The organism is Sinanaerobacter chloroacetimidivorans, assembly GCF_018128545.1.
GTDB classification, from domain to species: domain Bacteria; phylum Bacillota; class Clostridia; order Peptostreptococcales; family Anaerovoracaceae; genus Sinanaerobacter; species Sinanaerobacter chloroacetimidivorans.
In genome coordinates, this window is record NZ_JAGSND010000006.1 from 47,096 (window position 1) to 63,305 (window position 16,210).

The 16,210-nt window shown below is 43.2% G+C and carries 15 protein-coding genes; 4 read left to right on the forward strand and 11 right to left on the reverse strand.

Features of this window, described 5'->3' with window-relative positions:
* Positions 1 to 23: 23 nt before the first annotated feature.
* The 7 genes from KCX82_RS10285 to KCX82_RS10315 form a co-directional block, all read right to left on the reverse strand.
* Entirely contained in the window at positions 24 to 674 is a 651-nt protein-coding gene (locus KCX82_RS10285) for an L-fuculose-phosphate aldolase (protein WP_227018378.1), read from the reverse strand.
* Positions 675 to 689: 15 nt separating this feature from the next.
* Positions 690 to 1,787, reverse strand: a complete 1,098-nt coding sequence (locus KCX82_RS10290) for a 2-hydroxyacid dehydrogenase (protein ID WP_227018379.1) — start codon at positions 1,785 to 1,787, stop codon at positions 690 to 692.
* A gap of 99 nt (positions 1,788 to 1,886) precedes the next feature.
* Positions 1,887 to 3,299 carry a PTS galactitol transporter subunit IIC gene (locus KCX82_RS10295; RefSeq protein WP_227018380.1) on the reverse strand — a complete coding sequence of 471 codons (1,413 nt, stop codon included), beginning with the start codon at positions 3,297 to 3,299 and terminating at the stop codon, positions 1,887 to 1,889.
* A gap of 62 nt (positions 3,300 to 3,361) precedes the next feature.
* Positions 3,362 to 3,655 (reverse strand): PTS sugar transporter subunit IIB, encoded by a 294-nt coding sequence (locus tag KCX82_RS10300; protein WP_227018381.1) that lies wholly within the window; start codon positions 3,653 to 3,655, stop codon positions 3,362 to 3,364.
* A gap of 53 nt (positions 3,656 to 3,708) precedes the next feature.
* Positions 3,709 to 4,164: a PTS sugar transporter subunit IIA gene (locus KCX82_RS10305; RefSeq protein ID WP_227018382.1), complete on the reverse strand. Its 456-nt coding sequence runs from the start codon at positions 4,162 to 4,164 to the stop codon at positions 3,709 to 3,711.
* A gap of 23 nt (positions 4,165 to 4,187) precedes the next feature.
* Positions 4,188 to 5,828 (reverse strand): BglG family transcription antiterminator, encoded by a 1,641-nt coding sequence (locus KCX82_RS10310; protein WP_227018383.1) that lies wholly within the window; start codon positions 5,826 to 5,828, stop codon positions 4,188 to 4,190.
* A 34-nt stretch (positions 5,829 to 5,862) separates the two neighbouring features.
* Positions 5,863 to 6,123 carry an HPr family phosphocarrier protein gene (locus tag KCX82_RS10315; RefSeq protein WP_227018384.1) on the reverse strand — a complete coding sequence of 87 codons (261 nt, stop codon included), beginning with the start codon at positions 6,121 to 6,123 and terminating at the stop codon, positions 5,863 to 5,865.
* Between the two features lie 364 nt (positions 6,124 to 6,487).
* Here KCX82_RS10315 and KCX82_RS10320 point away from each other — a divergent pair, with 364 nt between their 5' ends.
* Complete coding sequence (locus KCX82_RS10320) at positions 6,488 to 7,429, forward strand: sugar-binding transcriptional regulator (RefSeq protein ID WP_227018385.1); 942 nt, start codon at positions 6,488 to 6,490, stop codon at positions 7,427 to 7,429.
* Positions 7,430 to 7,532: 103 nt separating this feature from the next.
* On the opposite strand, the gene KCX82_RS10325 is transcribed toward KCX82_RS10320, so the two are convergent.
* The gene (locus KCX82_RS10325) at positions 7,533 to 8,585 is read right to left on the reverse strand and encodes a zinc-binding dehydrogenase (RefSeq protein WP_227018386.1); all 1,053 of its coding nucleotides are present in this window, start codon (positions 8,583 to 8,585) and stop codon (positions 7,533 to 7,535) included.
* 408 nt (positions 8,586 to 8,993) lie between these two features.
* Between KCX82_RS10325 and KCX82_RS10330 the strand changes: the two genes are divergently transcribed.
* The 3 genes from KCX82_RS10330 (at position 8,994) to KCX82_RS10340 (ending at position 11,682) form a co-directional block, all read left to right on the forward strand.
* Positions 8,994 to 9,899 carry a transketolase gene (locus tag KCX82_RS10330; RefSeq protein ID WP_227018387.1) on the forward strand — a complete coding sequence of 302 codons (906 nt, stop codon included), beginning with the start codon at positions 8,994 to 8,996 and terminating at the stop codon, positions 9,897 to 9,899.
* Between the two features lie 21 nt (positions 9,900 to 9,920).
* Positions 9,921 to 10,910 (forward strand): transketolase family protein, encoded by a 990-nt coding sequence (locus KCX82_RS10335; RefSeq protein WP_227018388.1) that lies wholly within the window; start codon positions 9,921 to 9,923, stop codon positions 10,908 to 10,910.
* Positions 10,911 to 11,022: 112 nt separating this feature from the next.
* Positions 11,023 to 11,682, forward strand: a complete 660-nt coding sequence (locus KCX82_RS10340; protein WP_227018389.1) for an HAD family hydrolase — start codon at positions 11,023 to 11,025, stop codon at positions 11,680 to 11,682.
* A gap of 400 nt (positions 11,683 to 12,082) precedes the next feature.
* Here KCX82_RS10340 and KCX82_RS10345 read toward each other — a convergent pair whose 3' ends face one another.
* From KCX82_RS10345 to KCX82_RS10355, 3 genes are read right to left on the reverse strand one after another with little or no spacing between them, the layout of a single operon-like run.
* Positions 12,083 to 13,756 (reverse strand): M20/M25/M40 family metallo-hydrolase, encoded by a 1,674-nt coding sequence (locus KCX82_RS10345; protein WP_227018390.1) that lies wholly within the window; start codon positions 13,754 to 13,756, stop codon positions 12,083 to 12,085.
* Positions 13,757 to 13,774: 18 nt separating this feature from the next.
* Entirely contained in the window at positions 13,775 to 14,650 is an 876-nt protein-coding gene (locus tag KCX82_RS10350) for a dimethylarginine dimethylaminohydrolase family protein (protein ID WP_227018391.1), read from the reverse strand.
* A gap of 7 nt (positions 14,651 to 14,657) precedes the next feature.
* Positions 14,658 to 16,139 (reverse strand): amino acid permease, encoded by a 1,482-nt coding sequence (locus KCX82_RS10355; protein WP_227018392.1) that lies wholly within the window; start codon positions 16,137 to 16,139, stop codon positions 14,658 to 14,660.
* Positions 16,140 to 16,210 lie beyond the last annotated feature (71 nt).

The following is a 16,210-nucleotide window of genomic DNA, read 5'->3' on the forward strand; positions in this document are numbered from 1 at the left end:
ACCTTCCTTTCTCTTTCCCGCACCTACTTATGGCTTCTGTCTGCATAAGTTTTAAAGCCTTCCAGTACGCCGGATATCTGCTCTTCACTCAAAAGCACCGGACTTCCCGCCACTTTTGTACGGTAGTAAAGCTCTGCCACAAATTCTATTTGCTGGGCTACATCAAAGGCATAGCCCATATCCCCGCCGCAGGCCAGCAAGCCATGATTGCCCAAAAGGCACGCATATCTGTCTCCCATCGTTTCCAATGCAGATTCCGCCAAAGCATACGTACCAAACTGAACATATTTGGAGCAGGGAACATCTTTTCCTGCATATCCAACCAGATAATGCAGCGGCTCGATGCTCCAGTTCAAGCATGCCAATGTTGTGGCAAATTTGGAATGAGCATGAACAACAGCGCGAATACCAGGCCTTTTTTGATAAAAGATGCGGTGCATATCATATTCGCTGGAGGGTTTTCGTTTTCCATCTATCAGTTCACCATCCGGAGTCAGCACAACAACATCCTGAGGTTCCGTTTCAAAATAGTCCATCCCGCTGGGGCTGATTGCCATTAAATTTAATTCTGGATTATAAACGCTGAGATTTCCAAAGGTTCCTACCGACAAACCGGTCTCAATCAGCTTTTTGCCATAGGCAACCACGATCTCTCTTTCTTTTTCCATTATCATAATTGTTTCCTCCTTTTATTTTAACCTGTCATTCAGGATATTTTCGTAGTTCACAATACGATCTGTAACGCCATTATTGATAATCTTCCCAACTTCTTTCATAAGCATAAAGGGAGCCTTCGGAATGGCGTCCACCGTTTGCCCTGCAATATGGGGCGTCAGTATCACATTATCCAGCGATAGCAATTCGGATTCCGAGCTTAAAGGTTCCGAATCAAAGACATCCAAAGCCGCTCCCGCAATGCTGCGGCTCTTCAAAGCCTCTATGAGATCCTCCTGATCTACCAGACCTCCTCTTGCGGAATTGATAAAATAAGCCGTGGGCTTCATAAAAGAAAAATATTTTTTGTTGATCATCTTAAGGTTATCATCTGTCAATCGCAAATGCAAGCTGACAACATCGGATTCCCGGAATAAGTCTTCAAGGGAAGAAACCAGCATCATATCCGAGAGCCCGTTCTTTTCGAGTCTTTCTTTGGAGATATAATCATCATGAGCGATGACGGTTACCCCCAGAGCTTTCAGGCGCAATGCAATTTCAATCCCAATATTGCCTACACCTGCCAGTCCTACCTTCAGCTGGGACAGCGTAGTGGTAAACTCTGAGTTGGGAAAGTTTTTCATCCACTTTCCTTCCATAAGGCCCCTATGAGAAACCGCTATATTTCTGGTTAGTGCAATGATCAATCCCAAAACAAAATCCGCAACCGGTTCTGCATTTCTGATAACATTTACTACCGGTATATTTTTGTTGCTGGCAGCCTCGATACAAATATGCTCCAAACCGCCCCTGCAGGTAAAGATGGCTTTTAAACTCTTTCCTTTTTCGATTAACGTACGGGGAACCGGAGAAAAATGGGTAAAGAGAATGTCAGCATCTACGATAGCTTCATCCAGGCCTTCCGCATAACTTTCCGCCTCCGGGCCGTTCCTTTCGATGTTGATCTGCCTCTCCGTAAAATTTTGCTTGTCATCCTTTCCCCAAAAGCAGGATACGATTTCGCCGGCCTCTAAAGGCGACTGTTTTACCGCCTCCGCCATAGTCTCGGGAGATACGAACACATCACCCACCACGACGATCTTTAATTTTCTATTTAAAAGATACTCAAACATTCCGATACCTCCCAATTTCAATCGTGTGAATTGCCTCCCAAAAACGAACCGCTGTTGTTGCAGCAACAGCGGTATCGAATTTCAGGTAATTGTAGTGTTTTATGCCTGTAGTTTAGGAGCATCCTGATTTGTTTTTTCAAGGAAGTCCACAATCTGTACTCTATACTTCTTAAAGACGAAGTACAGCACAAAGTACAGAACAACTACCGCTGCGATAACAAATATGTTCTGGGTCCAGAATGCATAGAACAGTCCCGCAATAAACGGATGACACATGATTCCGAAACTGATGATGTAAACTCCTGCCTGAGACAGCTCAAATCCGGCATTCACAGCAACTTCCGTAAAAGTTGGTGCCAGGTTGGAGCAGACAAGCATGCCAAGCGAGAACCATACCGCACCTGTAACGATACTCTTCGCTATATTTCCGTGGGATACCGCAACGAATACTTCTACCATATAAGGCAGCGCAACCAGGTCAATCATTGGTAAAATTTTATTGCCCGGAAGGATAAAAGCGATAAGCAGCATGATGGGGATTAACAGAATTCCAGTTACCAGCGTATTTGGTTCACCATATCCTACCGCATCATTCACCGACAAATACCACTCTCTGCCCTGTCCGCTTGCAGCAGCCTTTTTCTTGTATGCATCTGTCAAAGTTGTGAAAGCAGAAGCAAAGATACCGGCAACTTTTGGAAAAACAGCCATAACTGCGGCAGTGGAAATTGCCGAGGACGAAATGACGCCCCAGGTAGCAAGCTGGCCAAGCGCATTGTAGTAACCAATAATAGCAATCAAAGCACCGATAACCAAACCAATGAACATGGGCTCTCCCATAATACCAAATTTCTTCTGCAGTTCTTGAGCATTAAGATTGATCTTATTAAAACCGATCTTGCCAAGCAATACATTCATAAGTACTGCAAAAGGCAAAGACTCCAAGTGATGAGGTGCGGTCATACAACAATTTGGATATTGGTAGTAGGTCGACCATCTTTTTGCCGCTACTTCACTGAACAATAAGATGTAAAGGTTTTGTACAACCATCAGCGCCAGCGCCAGCCAGATATTTTTTGTCAGAGCATACAGCATAGAGCCCCAAACCATGAAGGAGTAGTTATTCCAAAGGTCACTGGCCATAAATACGTTGGTCCACTTTACAAAGAACAATGCGATCTGCAAGAAGATTGCAACACCAATAAAAATAAGTCCGATTTGTGTGGAATATGCGATAACTGAAGTAGACTGCCAGCCGGTATCCAGCACCGGGAGATTTACCCCTGCATTTTCAACCATTTGACTTACTACCGGTGAAATAACACCGCTATAGCTTCCAATTACAAGATTGAAGCCCGTCAAACCTACCGCACATAACAACGCAGATGTAAAAGCCTTTTTATTGTTCACACCCATAAACTTAGCAATAATAAAGAGCATGATGGGAACAAATACGGCAGCGCCTAATGTCGAAAAGACATTACTGAGCATTTGAAAAAAACCTGCTGTCATGAAAAATACCTCCTCTAAATATAACTTTTTATTAATTCATATAAGCCAAAGCGGCTTATTGATTAAACATTTTTCAAGATTGCAACGCAGTCATCCACGACTTTTTCTTCACCCAATCCAGTCAGCATTCCTACTGCGTTCACCTTGGGGATTCCATAATCTGTATACACCGGGCTGACACAGGCAATTAAATCGAAATGGGTTCCCGAAATTTCAGATTCAATACCGTTTGGGCTCGTCTCTACTGTGTCTGCGTCAAACCCCTTTTCCTTTAATTGTTCTCTCAGCTTGGAAGCTACCATAGCCGAGCTTACGGTTCCGGAACCGCATACACATAAAATTTTTACTTTTTTCATTTTGTTTCCTCCCTCAATGATATAATTTTGTAGTTTATAAAGCCTCAAATCTCCTAGTTAAGATATTTGTCTGCTATTTCAAATAACTCCTGGTCATCCTTGGCATTCCTGAACTCATTTGTCGCTTCCTCGCTGGTAAATACCTTCAGCACACTCTTTAAATTGTCAATTTGCTCATCAGGACTGCGGATAGCCATCATGAAGATAATTTCGGCCTCCACCAGCGTATCCGGATCCCCCATATGGGCGAATACCACCGGTTTTTCTAATTTTGCCACACAGATGGCAGGCTTATTCACGTGAGCGCTGTCCGTATGAGGCATGGCCACCGCAATACCTTTCAGCTGGAGACCCGTAGGGTAAATTTTTTCTCTTTCAGCCACCGCATCTACGTAGGTTTCTTTTACAAACCCATTGTCAAAAAGTGCTTTCCCAACCTGGCGAATCACATCTTCACTATCAACTGCGGATATAGACGATCTTATTAATTCCTTAAAAACAATAGCCATGAATCCAACTCCTTTTCAGATTTTTAGCTCGTATGAAAGAATCTGCACAACTCATAATTGATCTCCTCCAGTTCTCCATTGGTTAAGTTTCCTCCGGAGCTGCCGGATATAATCTTCATCAGATCACCTAGAGTAAATTCATTCATTACTTTCATCTTGCATTTATTCAGCTCTGTAATAATTTTTCTTTTGTCCTGTTCCGAGAGAACTGCCCCAACATATACCGTATGCTCCGGCAGTTCATCAAACCTTACGGTCGATACCGCCAACGAATACTCAGCGAGATTCTTATCCTTTAACTTTCCAACGGAACAGAGCACAAAATTAAATTGATCTCCAATCAGCTCAATGAGCTGGCTTTTTATCAGCACAGAAGCAGCTACTCCCGCACCGCAAACAATCAGCACCGACTGACCATTCTTCTGATCTGCTTTTATTTCCCGCTTTACCTGATTGAGTTCTCCGCCTATGTACATGGCCAAGTATCCCATTTCATTATCATCAATCAGGTCGCTCAAATCCCCTTCCACTTCTCCAAGGCTCTTGCGAGTAACTTCAAAAGCCTGCTTATACATCGCCTTAATGTCATCCAGAAGGGGGTTTTCAATTTTAATATCATATTTAACTCTGTAGTACATGGGTCCGATATGAGATACTAACCGGGCCATAAAGGGTTCCCTGTCTTTTATGGTTATATTTGCATTTCTCTCTACATTGGCAATAAATTGTTTTGTGATGTTTCGTATATAGCTGTCCTCTTCTATCTTTGAGTTAAAATCAAAATTCTTTACCCCCAGCAGCAGGATGGTAATATAGTACGATTCCTGTTCACACAGATTTAAGCCACAGCTTTCATTCAAACAGGAGATGATTTTTTGGACTCCCTTGTACTCTGCAAGCTTTTCCAAGGTCTTTTTCTCCTGTTCGTCTATGGTAAAATGCCTTCCCCCCATGCACCTTTTATAGGCAATGAAAATCATTAGCACTTCATGTTCCACGTAGCTTTGAACCAGGTCGGTATCAATATCTGTTTCATAGATCCTGATCGCATCCCGGATCCGATCACGAAAATCCAGCTGCTTTCCGGTAAGTTCAAAAAGCGCATTATCCAGTAAGCGGTAGAGATCCTTTTTCGCCTGAATGTGTCCCAGTCTATAGACCTGGTTTCCCAGAAATTTTCGTATGGAGAATTCTTCTCCTTCGATAAAATATCCTTGCTTTGCTGAATATTTAATATCAAGCTGGAATTCTTTCAGATTTTCTTTCTGTTTTTTTATATCAGCAAGGATGGTGTTTTTACTTACATCAAACATTTGCTGAAATTGTTCAATGGTAATAATCTCAGAAGATAAAGTGATATAAAGGATTTCCAGAGCATGCCTCTCCTCTGCAGACATAAAATAATTCGTATTGGAGCTCTGAAGCAACTCCTTTAATTCGTCCTTTTTCGGAAACTTTACAAAGCAGTTGCCTTCACTGAGACTGACGGTTCCCAAATCATTTTCCTTCAGCCATTTACTGATTTTATCAAAATTATAGTAGAAGGTTCTTTTCGTAATTTTGAGCGCAGAAAGCAGATCGGAAACAGGAATCTCATTCCATGAGTTTTCCGACGAATTGATCATTGCATTCAAAATATTAACCATTCTTCCATTCAGTTCCATAAGCCACCATCACCACATCGTTACGGGCATTTTGTTATTCATCCAGGTTTTCTAAAAATTCAACGATTTCATTACCCACTTTATCTTCATCAGGCCCTTCTACCTGAATCACCACTTCGGATCCTTTTTTTACTCCCGCCGACAAAAGGCCGATGATACTTTTGGGATTGATTTTCATCTCCCCAAACAGGATCGTGATATTATTTGTATACCCTTTGCACAGAGCAGTTAACTGAGCTGCCGGCCTTGCATGAAGTCCGGTGGGATTTTGAATTATAATTTGTTTTTCAAACATAAACATACACTCCATTGTTCTTAGCTGTCATATTGGCATCATTGTAGCACGTTTGTATCACGACCGGAACAACATTTTTTGTAACAAACAGAGATCTTCCTGTACAAAAAGTATACTCCTCTCTTGTTAAATGCTTGTCAATCTTTGAATTTTGAACGTTTTTCAAAATAACCTTTGATTTCACTTTGTTATATTCCTCGTATTTTGGGGTTTACACATGTTCATTTATATAATACAATGTTCTTGAAAAGTCCTGCCGATTTGAAAAGCAAATGGCGGGCAAATTTTCCTTGCATAGTTCACCGTCAATTTGGTTCAAAATTGTACGAGAGCTAACAAAGGAGCAAAGGAGTAATCGAAATCCATGGACACAAGAGAAGACTTGCTCATCCGAGCTGCCGAGCTGTATTATCATCAGGGGCTAAGCCAAAATGCCATTGCGGAAATCCTCTGTACTTCAAGGCCTACCGTATCCAGAATTTTAGACGAAGCCAGAGAGGCAGGCATCGTGCAAATCATCATTCACAGTCCCATAAAAAAAAATCCGGAACTATCCAAAGAGCTTCGTACCGCACTAAAGTTAAAGGATGCCATCGTTATTTCCGGAAGCCACGAAATCGATACCGCACTGCAGAAATGCAGCACTGCCGCAGCCCACTTTTTAAACAGCATCCTGGACAACAATATTACCATTGGCATTACCTGGGGTCCAGCCACCAATTACTTGTGCGATGCCATCGAGCCAAGAGAATTCTATAACATAAACGTCATCCAGATGGTCGGCTGTCTGGGCACGGGCAATCCCACCTTGGACGGCCTGGAGCTTGCGATGAAAATTTCATCCAAGTTAAAAGGCACCTATTCCAATATTTACGCCCCGGCTTTTGTGGACAACGAAATTGTTCATTCCTATTTATTAAAAGAACCTCAGATCCAGACAACACTGAAAAAAGCGCTTCATACAGATATAGTATTAACCGGCATCGGTTCTTTATTCGACAGCACCTCTACGTTGCAGAGAGCAGGATATCTGAACGAAGAAGACAGATTATCTTTGTTAAAAAAAGGCGTAGTAGGGCATTTGCTTTCCCGCATGTTTGATGCTGACGGCAAGGAAATCCCCCTCGAAAACAAATATGTGATTTCCGCCCCGTTAGAAGCTTTAAAAGTACCTAAATGGTCGATAGGAATCTGTGTTTCAGAGATGAAGGCGCCTCCTGCTCTGGCGGCAGTCAAAGCAGGATATATCAATACGCTGATCTGCGATGAATCTCTGGCAAATCGTTTACTGGAACTGCAAAAATAAAGAAACAAGCCTCCTGCCCGGTTTTAACTATGCAGGAGGCTGTTGTTTCAGCAGCGTTATTTCATTTTCTTGGTGCTTGTGATTATTGGAGTTTACGGCCGGATCATAACGATTCCATTCCCTCATTGCATTGAACGACAGCCTTTACGCCCTCACCCCTGATAGACGCTTCAAAGCCTTCTCTCCAATTGTCCAACGATACAATTTTTGTTACAATAATTTCCGGCACAACTGTTCCAGATGCTAAAATTTCAATTGATTTTTCCCAGGAACTGGGTTTTTGACTTCTGGATCCGATATATTCGATTTCCTTATGAAGAATCAAATCCGTTGCGATACATTCCTTTTCTTCCGGGAAAACTCCCATCTGCACAACTTTTCCTTTTTTCTTCACGATCTCCAGCCCTTTGTTCAACGCCGGAACAGCGCCGGAACATTCAAACACCTTATCTACACCTACTCCATTTGTAATTTCCCCGACAATTTCAGCGAGGTTTTCTTTCATTTGATCTACCGCTCTGTCAACGCCGATTTTCTTTCCTACTTCAAAACGCTCCGCGTCGCTGGTCAACCCTGCCAGAATTACGATAGCCCCTCTTGCCTTCGCAACCTGGGCAAGCAGAAGTCCGATGGCTCCGGCTCCGAATACACAAATCACTTCACCCTTTTGAACATCTCCTTTTTCTATGCTGGCATGCACCGAACAGGCCAGTGGTTCCGTAAGGGATGCAGACAGTAAACTTACATTATCCGGCAGAACATGAACGCTTTCTTCTCTGGTCAGCGTGTATTCTGCCATACTCCCATTCTGATGAGTTCCAATTCCTTTTCTGTTGGAGCAAAGATTATAATCCTTCGTCCGGCAATAAACGCAGCTTCCGCAGGTAGCGAAGGTGGTTTCACTGGTAACCCGGTCTCCTACTTTTACTCTTTTTACGTCTGGTCCCACTTCAGTGACAATGCCCGAAAACTCATGTCCCAGTACCACCGGAGTTTTTGTACTGGCATAAGTCCCTTTAAAGGCATGAAGATCAGTGCCGCAAATACCGGAATATGCTATTTTTATTTTCACAAGATCCGCCTCGGCAACCGGTTCAGGAATATCCATGATTTCCATATGGTCATATCCATTGGCCGTTTTCATTACAACTTTCAAAATGAACTCCTCCTATTTGAACATTTGATTACATTCATTATCATTTGCTTATGATATTATGTGTAATTTTTTAATTTTTATACTTATAATATTAAATTGGGTTTTTAACCTTGTCAATATAAAATGCTTAAATTTTCGCTGTTTTTCACAGATTTTTAGAGATCATGCCTTTTAAATAGTTTTCTTTTTCTAATGTATTTTCTATTGACACAATTCCTTCTCTATGAAATAATAATGTTGTCAACCGTTCATTATTTAATTATTTTGTTCGCGACAAGGCACGAGCTAATGCAATAACGTTCTGTTTACGGAACGTTAAAACGCATAGATGTAAGAAAATTTTTCTGCAGTCGAAAGATTTTCTACGGTTGCGTTATAATAAATAGAAATGGAAAAGGAGTCAGATCAATGCCAGACAAAAATTATTCAAAAGAAGAAATTCAAAAAGCGGCTACAAGAGTTCGAAAGAACATCTTAAGGCTTACCCTGGAAAGAGGCGGCTGCTATCTCGGCCAAGCTTGTTCCTCTGCAGAAATCTTTGCATCATTATATATGGAAATATTAAATTTGGGACCAAGCATTGGATCAATGGACGCACTGCCTTTTCCGGGAGTACCCTCTCCCGATAACATGAATTATCCGAAAGGCTCCCTGTATCACGGAGCTTTTGAGCCTGACAAAGACCGTTTCTTTGTTTCCCCGGCACATTACGCTTCCGTCGTTTACTGCACCCTTGCAGAATGCGGCAGAATTTCTCACGAGGCGATAGATAAGTTCAACGTGGACGGATGGAACATGGAAATGATCGGAGCAGAACATTCTCCGGGTTTTGAATGTACCGCAGGCTCTTTAGGCCAGACCATCAGCATCGCATGCGGTACTGCCCACGCCAGAAAGCTGAAGAAAGAAGCCGGTAAAATTTACGTACTGCTTTCTGACGGTGAAATCCAGGAGGGTCAGGCTTGGGAAGCATTTCAGGCAGCGTCTTTTTATCATCTTGACAATTTGGTCGTATTTATCGACGTCAACGGGCAGCAGGTTGAAGGTTATACCAAAGATGTTATGAACATCGAGCCTCTACAAGCACGTTTGGAAGCTTTTGGAGCTAAAGTCGTCGATGTGGACGGACATGATGTTCAGGCACTTATCGAAGCATCCAAAATAGATCACGAAAGCAAGCCTTTAGTGGTTCTATGTCGCACATCTTCCGCACATGGTATTCCAATGCTGGAAAAGAGAAAACCGTTCTTACATTTCGTACGCATCGGCGATTCCGAAATGGATGAATATAAAAAATTCTACGAGCAGATGTAAGGAAAGGATGAGGTGACCAAAATGAAAATAGAAGTAAACACTCACGAAAAAAGTATGATCAGATGGGCATCCGAGCATCCGGAAGCCGTAGTATTATCCGCCGACCTCGGCAGTTCCTGTGAAGTAAAGGAATTTTTAAAAACCTATCCAGACCGATATTTTTCTCTGGGTATAGCAGAGCAGAACATGGTAAGCTGGGCAGCCGGACTTGCCAGAGAAGGTTTCCGACCCTACCTCCACACCTTTGGCGTTTTCCTTTATCGCCGAGTACTGGATCAACTGGAAATGTCGGTGGCTTATCCAAACCTGCCCGTAACCTTTGTCGGTTTCCTGCCCGGCATTATGACGCCCGGCGGAGTATCCCACCAGGCAATCAACGACGTGGCAGTTCTGCGCAACATTCCGAATATGACAATATTTGATGTAGGAGACGCTACGGATATAGAATCGGTGCTGGAAGTTACACATCAGGTAAACGGCCCTGTCTTTATTCGAATGTTAAGAAAAGACGTACCAAGGCTATTCCCGGCCAACGAGCCGCTGGTATTTAACAGAGGACGGGTTTTATCCGAAGGAACCGATATTGCCATTTTCTCTTCCAGTATTTGCACAGAAGAAGCTATGCGTGCTACCAAAGTCCTGGAAGAAAAGGGCTTATCTATACAGCACGTTCATATATCAACTTTAAAGCCTTTTACCGACCCTACCGTAGTAGAGACATTAAAAAAAGTAAAATATGGTGCAGTGACTATTGAAAATCATGTAACCATCGGCGGCCTTGGCACTGCCGTAGCAGATGTCATTGCGGAAGAAGGAATTGGTACCAAGCTTGTCAAAGTAGGAATTCAGGACACTTACACCCATGGTGCATCCAAGATGTACCTGATGAAAAAATATGGTCTTGATGCCATGACTTTAATAAAAGCGATAGAAAAATTAACAGGAAAATCTTACGGAATTCAGGAAGAAGATTTGGAAACCGTACGTTTCGAGGATTATACCGCCGTATAAAACGGATAAAAAGCTCTCTCCATTTTGGAAAGACCTCTGAAAGATTTTATTCCAGAGGCCTTTCCTTTGTTATTATATCGCCGCAGCTACGTTGCATTAAAGGAGGTAACTGATGTACAAAGCCTGCATATTTGATTTAGATGGTACTCTGTTAAACACGTTGGATACCATTGCATATTACAGCAACAAAGCTCTGGAGCACTTCGGTTTTCAGAAGCTTCCACAGGAAAAATACCAGGTGTTATGCAGACTGTCCTATAAAGAATATTACGAAACATTACTGAGATTCGGCGGGTGTCCCGAGGGGAAAATCGATGAGCTTCGCGACATCATCGGTGCCTACGACCAAAAGGTTTATATGGAAGATTATCTCTACTTAACCAGGCCTTTCGACGGTATCTCCGCCGTTCTAAAAGAACTGAAAGAAAAAGGAATTACTTTGGCCGTTCTAACAAACAAACCGGATCACATTGCAAAAAATATAATTGCCAGCCTTTTCCCGGATATGTTCCATCTGTGCATCGGCCACATTGCAGGAAATCCGTCCAAGCCGGATCCCCATTCCTTATTGGCCTTAATTCAGCAATTGTCTTTATCAAAAGAAGAATGCCTATACGCAGGAGATACGGATATCGACATACTCACCGCTAAAAGAGCAGAAGTTTTCAGCATAGCCACTGCCTGGGGCTATCAGACCATTGAAATGCTGCAGTCCCAAAACCCGGATGTGATTATCCATAGACCGGAAGAGATTCTATATTATTTTAGATAGCAAAGGGCCGCTTTACAGCGGCTCCTTATTGTTCTATCATTCCCTTTTGGCATTAGTAAAACAAAAAAGTAAAAACCGATGTACATCGTTTTGCAATACATATGCAATCGAGCTGTACATCGGCAATTCAAGCCTCACACATCTGAAATACCGTTACGCGCTGTTATTCAAATTATACCAAAGGGTATTTGCAATACGCGTTTCATCGCTTTATGCGGTTTTGGGGTATTTCAGTTTTGTGTTTTGGACTTACTATTATAGTATCCACAACATTGAAGGATATTCTTAAATTTCTTTAGTAAATAGTGCCACAAGAGTAAACCTCATCCTTGGAAATTTTATGGATTTTTTACTTTTATTCAGTATAATTTAGTATCATCGAATTTATATGATCGGATCTTTATTTTTGATTCAATACGATCTCAATGGCTTTATTCAGCAATGCCGGGGTCCTCTCGAAAACATCGCGTCTCAGCACCCGTTCCGTAAGCTTGTGAAAATCTTTTCCCCAGGGGCCGATGTTCATCGTCGGTACGGACAAGGATTCGATTTCGTTCAGCGGAAGATGATAGGCATTCCCGTACAAAGGCATACTTCCCTTCAGCGCCAATGAAATTTCATCACTGTTTTTTAAAGAAAAGTAGCTCATATCAGAAATCCCCGTATAGAAATACTCCCTGTCATAGGATTCTCCAAAATGCTCCCGGGAAAATTCACAAAGGCTTTCCGATAATATGTTTATACGGTCAGGCAGCTCCTCCCGCAGAAATAAGTTGGACACATTGGGATAGTAAGGCGGAACAAACCCGATAATGATCCTTGGGGATAAATCCCGGATATAATGGTAGACAAATTCCGTCAGCTGAAAGCTGCTTTCCATCAAGTCTATTTCTCCGGCTTTTATTTTTTCGTTCAGCTCCGTGAGTTTATTTTTGTAATGAGCTTGAAACTCTTCGCCATATTCGTCCCCGGCCTCCCTGACAAGCTCATCAAAGGTCATCGCAGAAGATTTCCATGGCAGTCGGCCTGATTCCTTTCCGGTTCCCTCGCAGTATTGATGATACCGGTCATTCATTCGAGACAGAACCGTTTCAAAGGCTTCTTTTCCGACTTCTTTTAAAGCTTCCAGTATTTTTAACGGATCGGAATTTAACGTAAGTACGCTGACACATCCTCCTGCTCCAAGGGGAATGGAGACATTGTATTCCTCCTTTCGGTCCCGGAAATACAGCCAGGTGGGCGGGGGCGAGGTTTCGCTATTTATCCTGTCGGAAAACAGCGGCGAAAGCTCCGTTTGGGCTACCATCTCAGCGAGAAGCCCCAGTGGATTTAGACCCTCAAAAACTTTGCCGATATGGGCTAGAAATCCTCTGACATAAACAAAGGCCATCAGTTTTCCTACAGATCCTTCGGAGAGGACCCCGACATCCTTTGCCTTTCTTTGATGAGGCTCAGAATTGAACGCATAAACATATTTTAGTCCATGCTTTTCCCGGAGCTCCGTCAGTAAACTCACACCGGCTCTCATCCCTGAAGATATATTCTCTTCGTCAGGAAGCGAAAGAACAAGAAGATTTCCCTTCAACCCTGTCATCTGGGAATACCGTTTTAGCAAAGCCATTTGAATGGCTCCTCCTGCCTTCATATCTGCAGTACCTCTTCCGAAAAGATAGTCACCGGACAAGAGATCTTCCCTGGCCTCATCCTGTAAAGTATCTGCAATAGGCAGCAGCTGCCCCTCCAGGGCCTCAGGCTGAAAGGCATAGTCCTTTAAGCCTTTAAAGTCTTCGATATCTACAATATCATAATGATGGATCAGAATCACCGTATCGGGACCTTCTCCCCTGACCATAGCCCAGCACACAGATCGGGACAACGGATCTCCGGCAATTTCATAGCTGCCGTAATGTTCTTTGTGCTCCTGAAAATACGGTATTTTATGATAGTAATTTAAGATAAAGTCTTCACATTCCTTTTCACCATCGGTTCCGGTCTGGCTGTTGATGGTAAGAAAAGGCTCCAGAAGATCCTGAATATCTTCTTCGATTCCGCTCAAGTTTACTTTTGTGCTCATGCTTCCCCTCTTTAAATACTAGTCTCTTTGTATCGGACAGGTCAGACAGGTCGGTCCGCCCGTACCATAATAAGATAGGTTTTTTCCGGGATAGTCATATACCTCGGCTCCGGCAGCAAGGAGCAGCTCCTTGGTTTTGGGATTTCCCTGCAGCACCAGGCATTTCCCCGGAGCCAGAGCCAGTACATTGGATCCCAGGTAATCATACTCCTCTTCCGGCACTTCTACAAGTTTGATCCCACTTTGTATCAGAAATTCCCTGAAAAATACTGGCATATATTTTGAATATACCACCGCTAAATCTTTATCCACCATACTGATGATACTCATCAGATGGAGGCAGGCTTCCTCCCCGTCGCCATGAGGCATAGGAACCGCAATCACTTCATCCAGGCCATCACCCATCATCTCTTTGAACTGACGTATCCCCTCGGCATTGGTACGGTATCCCATGCCAATGGCCGCCTTACGTTCATCGAGCCATACTACGTCGCCGCCTTCCATACGTCCTTCTCCTGCAATGGCGCCAAGAGTAGGCACTCCAAGATGCTCCAGAAAAGCACGTGTAGCGCCGGGCTCTCCTTTTCGCAGATCTTTTCCCATGGGGAAATAGATGGCTCCTTTTTTCGTAATCTTTACCGTATCATGAGTATAAATGGAATCCAGCCCTGACTTTTCATCTGAGGGAAGGTAATAAACCTCCGGCACATGGGTTCTGATGATTTCCTCAAAAACAGCATATTCCTCCAAAACTTTTCCATAGTCGGGGCAAGCGATATAGTTATATTTTTCATATTCCTTCATCAGATGATCCTGGTTGACAAAAGCTTCCTGAGGCTTTTTTAAGAGCACGGCTCCGAGCTTTCCTACCATGGATTGACAGCCATAGTTCATCAGTATCCTACCTCCCTTTTATTCCGTCTCCTGCAGTTAAATCCATATCCTTCGGCGAAATGATATTCGTTTTGTTCACCACTTTATAACCGATATATAATACTATGGCAATCGGTAGCCCGATATAGGCAACCAGAATTCCATACCAGTCAATTCCGGAATCTGTAATCGCATAGTATCCCTGGCCTGCTATAACAAGCGCGCAAACGATCAATGCAAATAAAGTCCCGATAGGATACAGCTTCGCCTTGTACTTCAATTGGGAAAGGTCTTTCCCCTGAGCCCTGAAGCCTTTTCTGAACCGTAAATGACTGATACAGATGCCCAACCAGGTAATGAATCCAGTCAAGCCCGTTGCGTTGTAAAGCCATGTGTAAACAACGCTGTCGCCGGCCAGGGAAGACAGGAAGCACAAGCAGGATACCAAAGCGGTAATCAAAACTGCAAAAACGGGTACACCTCCTTTGCTTACCTTCCCGAGGAAACGGGGGGCTTTTCCATCCTGGGCCATAGAGTATAAAAGTCTGCTTGCTATATACAAGGTAGAATTTCCGCAGGATAAAACCGATGTCAATATGACAGCATTCATCAGAGATGCGGCTATTGCAAGACCTGCTCTTTCAAAGATCAGCGTAAAGGGACTTACGGCTACGTTTTCTATGGAACTTTCCAGAAGATTAGGATCCGTATAGGGAAGCAGCGTAGCCACCACCAAAATGGCCCCTATGTAAAACAGCATAATTCTCCAGAAAACATTATTAATTGCCTTGGGAACAGTCTTATCCGGATTTTCACACTCCCCTGCCGCCACTGCGGTGGCTTCCACACCGATAAAGGAAAATCCGGCGATCATCAGGATGCTGAAGATGGCATAGCCGCCTCCGACAAAGGGCGCTTCTTCAATGGTCCAATTCTGAAAACCTACGGATTCACCGCTGAAAATTCCGATGATCATCAAAACGCCTACAATCAGGAAGATAATAATGGTAACGACTTTGATACCGGCAAACCAGAATTCGGCTTCACCGAAAATCCTGGCAGAGAATAAATTCAGTCCAATAAGAATGATTAGAAATAGTGCGCTCCACATGGCCGAATCACTGTCAGGCAGCCAGAATTTAATAATAATCGAGGCAGCCACCAATTCCACCGCAATGGTCATGGCACTGCAGTACCAATAATTCCAGCCCATCATAAATCCGAAGGCTTTGTCTACATATTTGGTAGCGTAAGATTCAAATGCACCCGGAACCGGCGTATAGGTGGCCATTTCTCCCAAAGAATTCATAATAAAAAATACCGCCAGGCCTATAATTGCATAGGCAATTACGCTTCCCGCAGGTCCTGCTGTTTGAATGGATGCGCCGGTAGCTACAAAAAGCCCCGTTCCGATGGCGCCTCCGATGGCAATCATATTCATGTGCCTGGCCTTCAGTTTACGTTGGAGCTTTGCTGAATCCTCAGCATATTTTCCCATTTTTTGCTGCATTCAGTATCATTCCTTTCTTTTCTTAGCTCGCCCAATTTGTGAAACAAATTGTCGGCAAACTTATGCAAAGA

Coding starts and splice junctions, on each gene's coding strand:
- KCX82_RS10355 (WP_227018392.1), bottom strand. CDS start 16,139: ATGCAGCAAAAAATGGGAAAATATGCTGAGGATTCAGCAAAGCTCCAA.
- KCX82_RS10310 (WP_227018383.1), bottom strand. CDS start 5,828: ATGGAACTGAATGGAAGAATGGTTAATATTTTGAATGCAATGATCAAT.
- KCX82_RS10300 (WP_227018381.1), bottom strand. CDS start 3,655: ATGAAAAAAGTAAAAATTTTATGTGTATGCGGTTCCGGAACCGTAAGC.
- KCX82_RS10340 (WP_227018389.1), top strand. CDS start 11,023: ATGTACAAAGCCTGCATATTTGATTTAGATGGTACTCTGTTAAACACG.
- KCX82_RS10285 (WP_227018378.1), bottom strand. CDS start 674: ATGATAATGGAAAAAGAAAGAGAGATCGTGGTTGCCTATGGCAAAAAG.
- KCX82_RS10305 (WP_227018382.1), bottom strand. CDS start 4,164: ATGGCTATTGTTTTTAAGGAATTAATAAGATCGTCTATATCCGCAGTT.
- KCX82_RS10330 (WP_227018387.1), top strand. CDS start 8,994: ATGCCAGACAAAAATTATTCAAAAGAAGAAATTCAAAAAGCGGCTACA.
- KCX82_RS10295 (WP_227018380.1), bottom strand. CDS start 3,299: ATGACAGCAGGTTTTTTTCAAATGCTCAGTAATGTCTTTTCGACATTA.
- KCX82_RS10350 (WP_227018391.1), bottom strand. CDS start 14,650: ATGAACTATGGCTGTCAATCCATGGTAGGAAAGCTCGGAGCCGTGCTC.
- KCX82_RS10290 (WP_227018379.1), bottom strand. CDS start 1,787: ATGTTTGAGTATCTTTTAAATAGAAAATTAAAGATCGTCGTGGTGGGT.
- KCX82_RS10315 (WP_227018384.1), bottom strand. CDS start 6,123: ATGTTTGAAAAACAAATTATAATTCAAAATCCCACCGGACTTCATGCA.
- KCX82_RS10335 (WP_227018388.1), top strand. CDS start 9,921: ATGAAAATAGAAGTAAACACTCACGAAAAAAGTATGATCAGATGGGCA.
- KCX82_RS10345 (WP_227018390.1), bottom strand. CDS start 13,756: ATGAGCACAAAAGTAAACTTGAGCGGAATCGAAGAAGATATTCAGGAT.
- KCX82_RS10320 (WP_227018385.1), top strand. CDS start 6,488: ATGGACACAAGAGAAGACTTGCTCATCCGAGCTGCCGAGCTGTATTAT.